Consider the following 8,530-nt stretch of genomic DNA (forward strand, 5'->3'; position numbering starts at 1 on the left):
AGGCTCGGCATGCCCTCGCTCCGGTCCTGCTCCGTGGGCCCGCCGCCATCGGCCATCCCTGGCCGGGGGCGGCTAACCCGGCATCCATGCCGGGTTGCCCACTGCGCAGAACCTCCACTCGGCCTCTCGAGGGGGCGACTACCGCCACAGCCGCCGAGGCGGCCTGAAAGCCGACCTGGCTCTTTGGTGCGCGCGTTCCCTCATTCCGGAGATGTACACCTATCCCCTGTAGGAGCCGGCTTGCTGGCGATGGCGTCCGTCCAGCCAATACATACGTTGACTGACCCACCGCTATCGTCGGAACGCCGCCCGCAGCAAGCCGGCTCCTACAAGGGATTGGGTTCACACGATTCAAAATTGTAGGAGCCAGCTTGCTGGCGATGGACGCCAACGATAACGCGGGCTGTCTGAATGAACGCGGTGTCCGGGCGTTTTTCGCCGGCAAGCCGGCTCCTACAGGGATCGCGTACGTTTTTGATTTTCACCACTCATCAGGCCGAGCGTTAGCTCGCCTTCAGCTTTTGATCTTGAGGTACACGCCCCCTCGAGAGGCCGAGTGGAGGTTCTGCGCAGTGGGCAACCCGGCAAGGATGCCGGGTTAGCCGCGCACGGCCAGGGATGGCCGATGGCGGCGGGCCCACGGAGCAGGACCGGAGCGAGGGCATGCCGAGCCTAGGCGAGGCACCGAACGAAAGGGGCAAGAGCGCTTGGTTACTTGGCGCTTCTCCAAGTGACTCGCCGTAAGGGCGAAACCGCCAGCCGCCATCACCAAATAATGGATATAAACGCAGTCAAAACCCGCGGTTAGCGCCCGAGCCTGTTACCAGCGGCCATAACCATGCGCAGGCCCGTAATAGCCACGCGGCGGGCCGTAATAACCACGGGGAGGGCCGTAGTAGACCGGCGGCGGGCCGTAATAACCCGGTTGTTGCACATAAACCGGTGCCGGCTGGTAATAAACCGGTGGCGGTTGCTGCACGTAAACCGGCTGTGGCTGCACGTAAACCGGTTGCTGCACATAAACCGGCCGGCCGCTATTGATGATGGCCGAACCGACGATGGCCGAGCCAACGATCGCACCAAATACCGCTGGACCTTGCCACCCGCCACCGCCATGCGCTTCTGCCTGCCCTGCGATAGCAAGAGCACCGATCAGCAAGGCAACTGTGGGGATTTTACGGATCATGATAGTTCCTCGGTTCATCGACCCGGCGCTTGCGTCTGCAATAGACCCAAGGATTGTCGCGGGGATACTTCTAAGACAGCGTATTTCTGAAAATCAGCACAGCCGTTGGGTAAATTTTGTGTAAGGTCTGTACCGGCTTCCTTACCAACTTCGCTGCCACGAGCAGGTACGCGGATATGATCGATCAGAACGCGATGGCATGGCTAATCCCGTCCATCTGAAAGTGCAATTGAAGGAGATTTTTCATGCAGATGAACCCCAACAAAGACACCCAGTTGTGCATGTCCCTGTCGGGCCGCCCCGGGAACTTTGGCCTGCGATTTCACAATCATCTGTACGAACAACTTGGCCTGAATTTCTACTACAAGGCGTTCCGCAGCCAGGACCTGACCGGCGCCGTCGCAGGCATCCGCGCCCTGGGGATTCGCGGCTGCGGCGTGTCGATGCCGTTCAAGGAAGCCAGCATTGCGCTGGTCGATGAACTGGACGCATCGGCTGCCGCGATTCAATCGATCAACACCATCGTCAATACGGACGGCCACCTCAAGGCTTACAACACCGACTACATCGCCATCGCTCAGTTGCTGGAAACCCACCAGGTGCCCAAGGCGTCGACTTTTGCCCTGCGCGGCAGCGGCGGCATGGCCAAGGCGGTGGCCAGTGCATTGCGCGATGGTGGCTACCAGAACGGCCTGATTGTGGCCCGCAACGAGCACGCCGGACGTGCCCTGGCCGAATCGCTGGGTTATGAATGGCAAGCCGAACTGGGCAGCCAGCGCCCGCAAATGTTGATCAACGTGACACCGATCGGCATGACCGGCGGGCCTGAGGCCGATCACCTGGCGTTCGATGCGCAAACCATCGCAGCAGCGCAGACCATCTTCGATGTGGTGGCGATCCCCTCGGAAACACCGCTGATCGTGCGGGGACGTGCCGAAGGCAAGCGGGTGATCACCGGACTGGAAGTGATCGCGATCCAGGCGCTGGAGCAGTTCGTGTTGTACACCGGCGTGCGTCCGACGCAGGAGCAGTTTCAGAAGGCGGTGGAATTCGCCCGCAGTTGAGGCCTTCCGCTATTTGTTGGCAGTACTGGCCTCATCGCGAGCGGGCTCGCTCCCACATTCGACCGAGTGCTTCCAGTAGAAATGCGATCAAGTGTGGGAGCGAGCCTGCTCGCGATGGCTGCGACTCGGTATCCAGTCAGTCGCAGCAAATTTCCTATACTGCTCCCCAGCAAGCCAAGACTTGCCACCCCATAAAACCGTGCCCGAGGTTTCCCATGCATCCCCCCATCCTCAACCTGCATCAGGTCGAACTCGAACCGCTGCCCGAAGCCCTCGCGCCCACCGGTGAAACCGCCGGCCGTTATCAACAGCGGATGGCTCGCGTCGGTCAGCAGCTGGGTGCGCAAAAGCTCGGTTATCGCTTGTACGTGCTGGAACCGGGCATGCGCGGCAGTCCGTTTCACAGTCATCGGGTCAACGAGGAGATGTTCTACGTCGTCGCGGGGGAAGGGGAGATTCGGCTTGGTGCCGAGCGTTTTCCGATCCGCGCCGGTGACGTGATCGCCTGCCCGCCGGGCGGTCCGGAAGCGGCGCACCAGATCATCAACACCAGCAAGGCTGAACTGCGCTATTTGGCGGTCAGCACCCAGCAATCGCCGGAAATCTGCGAATACCCGGACTCCGGCAAGTACGCGGTGATGGACGACTTCAAGGTCGATGCCGAAGGCAATGCCTCGGGCTTCGTTGCCATCGCCAGACAGGCTGACGGCGTGGATTACTGGGACGGCGAGTAGCACTTCCTTTGTGGGAGCGAGCGATGCGGCGATCCGACTTGCCCGCGAAAGCAATTCAACGTCCAACATTGTGTCGAATTGGAAATCGCCTTCGCGGGCAAGCCTCGCTCCTACAGGAGATCGTGGCGGTTACTCGAGGCGTGCCAGGCGCTCTTCCAGCGCTGCAATCCGCGCTTCGAGCTCTTCGATGCGTTCTACCGACACGCCGCTGCCGCCACCACGCTCCACCGGATTCTGTCGCGCCGCGAGGATCGCTTCGATGTCCGCCGGATCACCCAGCGCATGCATGTAGCGGTCTTCACGCTGCCCCGCCTGGCGCGGAATCAGCAGCGCCAGACCGCGCGCAATCAGCCGTTCAAGCTGATGCACAACCTGCTCGGCATCTTCGAACTCATGCATGCGGCCGCTGCGGGTCAGAAGTTCGTTGACCGTCTGCGGACCACGCAGAAACAGCAGTCCCGTCAGAATCACCTGCGCCGGCACCAATTCCAGTGCCTTGTCGACCTTGTGCTCCCAGCGGTCGGCACGACTGCCCATCACCAGTTTGGCAAAGCCGCGACCTTCGAGGGCGCGCAGGCTCTGGCCGACCTGGCCCTGGGTGAGGTTCATCACCGGTTCACGGCTGGTTTTCTGGTTGCAGGCAATCACCAGGGCATTGAGGGTCAGCGGATAGGTTTCCGGGCTGGTGGCCTGTTTCTCGATCAGCGAACCCAGAATGCGGATTTCCGTGCTGTTGAGCCGTGGCTCGTCGAAGGTTGTTTCTTGCTCAATGCTCATGATGCTGCGTCCTTACCTGATTCATTTTCTTCTTCAGCTGGCATGCACTTTAGATGGGCGGGCGCCAATGGCAACTGAATTCGTCGCGTCCCCCGGCAATGGTCATAAAAGCTACATCAATCCATAACGCGATTTTTACAATTCGACGGGCACCGTATGCATGGCCGCGCGATGACGGTCGCGCCTGTCGGGCGCGGCGTCAGAGCGTATCGACGACGTCACTGGCCTTACTGACTGCAACCGGGAGCAAGGCATGACGCTGACGTTGGAATCGACTGGCAATAATGCGCTGATCGGCGCGCACCTGCCATGACCGTACTGGTCACCGGCGCCGCGGGTTTCATCGGTTTTCACACGGTCAAGCGCCTGTGTGAGCAAGGCCTTGAAGTGGTCGGCATTGATAACCTCAACGACTACTACAGCGTGGCGCTCAAACACGCTCGGCTCAAGGAACTGCGAGCCTTGTCGGGCTTTCGTTTCCAGACGCTGGATATCGTCGACAAACCTGCCTTGATGGCGTTGTTCAAGGATCACCGCTTCACAGATGTCATCCATCTGGCGGCCCAGGCGGGTGTTCGCTACTCGCTGGACAACCCGGACGTGTACGCGCAATCGAACCTGACAGGGTTTTTGAATGTGCTGGAGGCCTGCCGACACCATCGCCCGGATCATCTGATTTATGCCTCGAGCAGTTCGGTGTATGGCACCAACAGCAAGTTGCCATTCAGCGTCGAAGACGCCGTCGATCACCCGGTTTCGCTGTACGCGGCAAGCAAGCGCGCCAATGAGCTGATGGCCCACAGCTACTGCCATCTCTACGGGCTCCAGGCCAGCGGCCTGCGGTTTTTTACCGTGTACGGACCTTGGGGCCGCCCCGACATGGCGCTGTTCAAGTTCACCGAAGCGATCCTCAACGATCGCCCCATCGACCTCTACAACCAGGGCTTGATGTCGCGGGATTTCACCTACATCGACGACATCGTCGAAAGCATCGTCCGCCTGCGTCCACGCCCGCCGTTGCCGGAGAGCGCCGGGGAGGGCGTCAACCGGATTTTCAACATCGGGCGCGGCACGCCGGTGGCGCTGCTGGATTTCGTCGAATGCCTGGAGGCGGCGCTGGGCCGGCCTGCCCGGCGCAACTTGATGCCGATGCAGGCGGGCGATGTGCACAGGACCTGGGCGGATGTGTCGGCATTGGCGCAGTGGGTCGACTTTCGTCCGCACGTGACGGTCGAGGCCGGCGTCGGGCAATTCGTGAAGTGGTATCGCCACTTTTATCAGCGCTGAAGCGTTGATCTTCGAACATAAAAATTCAGGAAAACAGGGGCCTCCATGAGCCAGGACTTATTTGTATCCGTGCTGATTCCGGCAAAGAACGAAGCGAGCAATCTCACCGCGCTGCTGGAAGAAATCCGCGTCGCGCTGGCGGATGAAGCGTATGAAGTCATCGTCGTCGACGATGGCAGCACTGACACCACGTTGCAGGCGTTGCGACAGACCCGGCATAACGGGCTGAACACGCTGCGCATCCTGCAACATGAACGTTCGCTGGGGCAGAGCACGTCGCTCTATCACGCCGCGCTCGCCGCCCGTGGCCAATGGCTGGCAACCCTCGATGGTGACGGGCAAAACGACCCTGCGGACATCCCCGGCATGCTGGCGCTGGTGCGTCGTGAGCCGGCAGCCGCCGACCTGCAATTGGTCGCCGGGCACCGGGTCAACCGTCGCGACACTGCCAGCAAACGCTGGGCTTCGCGGTTTGCCAACGGGTTGCGCCGACGCATGCTCAAGGATCAGACGCCGGACACCGGCTGCGGGTTGAAACTGATCCAGCGTGCGGCGTTCCTGCGTTTGCCGTACTTCGACCACATGCACCGCTTCATCCCCGCGCTGATCCAGCGCCACAACGGCCGCATGCTCACCCACCCGGTCAATCATCGACCGCGCACGGCCGGCGTCTCCAAATACGGCAACATCGACCGCGCGCTGGTGGGGATTCTCGACCTGATCGGCGTCTGGTGGCTGATCCGGCGCACACGCCTGAACACCCGGCCGCAGGAGATCGAAGGATGAATCTGTCCCGCGAAACCCTGTGGCTGGTGGTCGGTTTCAGCGGCCAGATCGCCTTCACCGGGCGCTTTGTCCTGCAGTGGCTGTACAGCGAATACAAAAAACGCAGCGTGATACCGGTGAGCTTCTGGTACCTGAGCATCATCGGCAGCGCGCTGTTGTTCGCGTACGCCATCTATCGACAGGACCCGGTGTTCATCATCGGACAGGCGTTCGGTTCCATCGTCTATTTGCGCAACCTGCAATTGATTGCCCGCAGCAAAACCTTGAAGGACTGACCCATGCGCCGAACCCTTTCACCCGGCGTCGAATGCCTGGGGCTGATGCTGCTTGCTCTGTTGCTGGTCGGCGCGGGGCTCGGGTTGCGCCAGCCGCAGAATGTGGACGAGGAGCGCTTCCTCGGCGTGGCGCTGGAGATGCTGCACAACGGGTCGTGGTTGATTCCCCATCGCGCCGCCGAGATTTACGGCGATAAACCACCGATATTCATGTGGACCGTGGCGTTTTTCACCTGGATCACCGGGATGCCCGCCATTGCCCTTTACGTGCCGGGGCTGCTGTCTGCCACCTCGGTCACGGCGATGCTCTACGACTTGGGTCGCAGGCTTTGGAACCAGCGAGCCGGTCGGACGGCCGCGCTGCTGTACCTGGCGACCTATCAGACCTACAGCATTCTGCGCACCGGCCAGATCGACAGTTTTCTGATTCTGTTCACCTCGTTGGGCCTGTACGGTCTGGTCCGACACCTGCTGCTCGGGCCGGCCTGGCGCTGGTTTTACGTGGGCTGTGCGGCGATGGGGATCGGCGTGATCACCAAAGGGGTCGGCTTTGTGCCGGCGTTGATGCTGATCCCGTATGCCTACGCGGTGCGCAAAGGTTGGTCCGGCGTGGTGGCGATGCCGGGCGAAGCGCGCAAATGGTGCCTGGGTGTTGTGGTGCTGCTCGGTGCCGTGGGCATCTGGCTGCTGCCCTTGGCGCTGTCGATCGTGCTCAATGGCGGTGCTGAGGAAGTTGCCTACGTGCGGGAAATCCTGCTGCGCCAGACGGCGGGGCGTTATGCGGCCGCCTGGGATCACCGGGAGCCGTTCTGGTACTTTTTCGTCAGCGTCATTCCGCAATATTGGTTGCCGCTGGTTCTCGCACTGCCGTGGCTGATTCCCGCCTGGCGCCGGCAATTACGCAAGCGCGATGGTCGCGTGTTGGTGCTGCTGGGGTGGGTGGTGCTGGTGGTGCTGTTTTTCTGCCTGAGCAGCGGCAAGCGCAAGTTGTACATTTATCCGGCGCTGCCGGGATTGGTGTTGGTCGCTGCACCGCTGGTGCCTTGGTTGCTCAGGCGCTGGTTCCGTCAACGCCAACTGGGTTCGCGGATTTTTCAGGGGGTGGCGGTGGTCTGGTTCACGCTGTGGTTCGCCCGAGGATTTATCGAGCCGGTCAAGGACGGCGCCAATCCCCACGAGGCGTTGATGGCGCAGGCGGCGACCATGACTGGGGGCGCCGACCTGGTGTTGGTCCACTGGCGCGAGGGCCATTGGTTGTTCGCAAGGCAGCCGATCGTGCATTTCGGAATGATCGGTTCAACGGTCGAGCAGGCGGCGCAGTGGTTGCGTGAACATCCGCAGGCGTACGCGTTGGTGCCGGATGAACAGCTCGGTCAGTGCTTCAATCCGCAGGCTGCCCGCGAGTTGGGCGAGACCTCCCGGGCGCAATGGTCGATCGTCGGTGCCGACGCCGACAACGGCAATTGCCATCCTGGTCCGCCGGCCCATATCTATCGCTTCACCTGGGACCGTGCATCGCTATAATCGACCCCACGTTTCACTCCTGTCACCACACGAGACTGCCATGACCATTTCCCTGTACGACGCTTCCGTTCCGGTTTTCAAACAAATGCTCAACGCCCTGAGCGACGTTCTGAACAAGGCCGAAGCCCACGCCACCGCCAAGAACATTGATCCGAACGCTTTCCTGCAAGCCCGTTTGTACCCGGATATGTTCCCGCTGGTGCGTCAGGTGCAGATCGCTGTTGATTTCGCCAAGGGTGTTTCTTCGCGTCTGGCCGAGATCGAAGTGCCGAAGTACGACGACACTGAAACCACCTTCGCCGAGCTGCAAGCGTTGCTGACCAAGGTTCTGGCTTACATTGGCGAGATCAAGCCTGAGCAGATCAATGGCAAGGAAGGCATCGAGATCATTACCCGTCAGGGCACGCCGAAAGAGAAGCGCTTCAGCGGCCAGGCTTACTTGCTGAGCTACGGTCTGCCGCAGTTCTTCTTCCACGTCACGACCGCTTACGCATTGCTGCGTCATAACGGTGTGGAAGTGGGCAAGCGCGATTACATGGGCGCGTTCTAAACCGCCCGGGTACAAAAAAGCCCGCCAAGGTTTGCGCCTTGGCGGGCTTTTTATTGTTCTTGTGGGAGTGGGGTTATGGTTTTTTGTTTGGGGACATATCCGTTTTTTCGGTTGCGGCGGCTATTGGTTTCGCCCTTACGGCGAGTCACTTTGGAAAAGCCCCAAAGTAACCAAAGGGCTTTTGCCCCTTTCGTTCGGTGCCTCGCTAAGGCTCGGCATGCCCTCGCTCCGGTCCTGCTCCGTGGGCCCGCCGCCATCGGCCATCCCTGGCCGGGGGCGGCTAACCCGGCATCCATGCCGGGTTGCCCACTGCGCAGAACCTCCACTCGGCCTCTCGAGGGGGCGAC

General features: G+C 61.1%; 9 protein-coding genes. 7 read left to right on the plus strand and 2 right to left on the minus strand.

Features of this window, described 5'->3' with window-relative positions; genetic code table 11:
- Window positions 1-820: 820 nt before the first annotated feature.
- Window positions 821-1,186 (minus strand): hypothetical protein, encoded by a 366-nt coding sequence (locus KGB27_RS30045; RefSeq protein ID WP_008042817.1) that lies wholly within the window; start codon window positions 1,184-1,186, stop codon window positions 821-823.
- 245 nt (window positions 1,187-1,431) lie between these two features.
- Here KGB27_RS30045 and KGB27_RS30050 point away from each other — a divergent pair, with 245 nt between their 5' ends.
- Both KGB27_RS30050 and KGB27_RS30055 read left to right on the plus strand, forming a co-directional pair.
- Window positions 1,432-2,250, plus strand: a complete 819-nt coding sequence (locus tag KGB27_RS30050) for a shikimate 5-dehydrogenase (RefSeq protein ID WP_223557309.1) — start codon at window positions 1,432-1,434, stop codon at window positions 2,248-2,250.
- Between the two features lie 215 nt (window positions 2,251-2,465).
- A complete protein-coding gene (locus KGB27_RS30055) occupies window positions 2,466-2,984 on the plus strand; it encodes a cupin domain-containing protein (RefSeq protein ID WP_008042813.1) in 519 nt (172 codons plus the stop codon).
- Window positions 2,985-3,113: 129 nt separating this feature from the next.
- Here the strand turns inward: KGB27_RS30055 and KGB27_RS30060 are convergent, their stop codons facing one another.
- Window positions 3,114-3,761, minus strand: coding sequence for a YceH family protein (locus KGB27_RS30060; protein WP_008030770.1), 648 nt, complete (start codon window positions 3,759-3,761; stop codon window positions 3,114-3,116).
- A gap of 309 nt (window positions 3,762-4,070) precedes the next feature.
- On the opposite strand from KGB27_RS30060, the gene KGB27_RS30065 reads away from it, so the two are divergent.
- Genes KGB27_RS30065 through KGB27_RS30085 form a run of 5 tightly spaced genes read left to right on the plus strand, consistent with a single transcriptional unit; the run spans window position 4,071 to window position 8,183 of the window.
- A complete protein-coding gene (locus KGB27_RS30065; RefSeq protein ID WP_223557310.1) occupies window positions 4,071-5,048 on the plus strand; it encodes an NAD-dependent epimerase in 978 nt (325 codons plus the stop codon).
- Between the two features lie 45 nt (window positions 5,049-5,093).
- Window positions 5,094-5,834, plus strand: coding sequence for a glycosyltransferase family 2 protein (locus KGB27_RS30070; protein WP_008030766.1), 741 nt, complete (start codon window positions 5,094-5,096; stop codon window positions 5,832-5,834).
- Window positions 5,831-6,109, plus strand: coding sequence for a lipid-A-disaccharide synthase N-terminal domain-containing protein (locus tag KGB27_RS30075; protein WP_008030764.1), 279 nt, complete (start codon window positions 5,831-5,833; stop codon window positions 6,107-6,109). The genes KGB27_RS30070 and KGB27_RS30075 overlap by 4 nt, the downstream gene beginning before the upstream one ends.
- Before the next feature lie 3 nt (window positions 6,110-6,112).
- Window positions 6,113-7,633, plus strand: a complete 1,521-nt coding sequence (locus KGB27_RS30080; RefSeq protein WP_223557311.1) for an ArnT family glycosyltransferase — start codon at window positions 6,113-6,115, stop codon at window positions 7,631-7,633.
- A gap of 40 nt (window positions 7,634-7,673) precedes the next feature.
- Complete coding sequence (locus tag KGB27_RS30085) at window positions 7,674-8,183, plus strand: DUF1993 family protein (RefSeq protein WP_008030762.1); 510 nt, start codon at window positions 7,674-7,676, stop codon at window positions 8,181-8,183.
- The last annotated feature ends 347 nt before the right edge of the window (window positions 8,184-8,530 follow it).

It is taken from the genome of Pseudomonas sp. BF-R-01 (genome assembly GCF_019946615.1).
GTDB classification, from domain to species: domain Bacteria; phylum Pseudomonadota; class Gammaproteobacteria; order Pseudomonadales; family Pseudomonadaceae; genus Aquipseudomonas; species Aquipseudomonas migulae.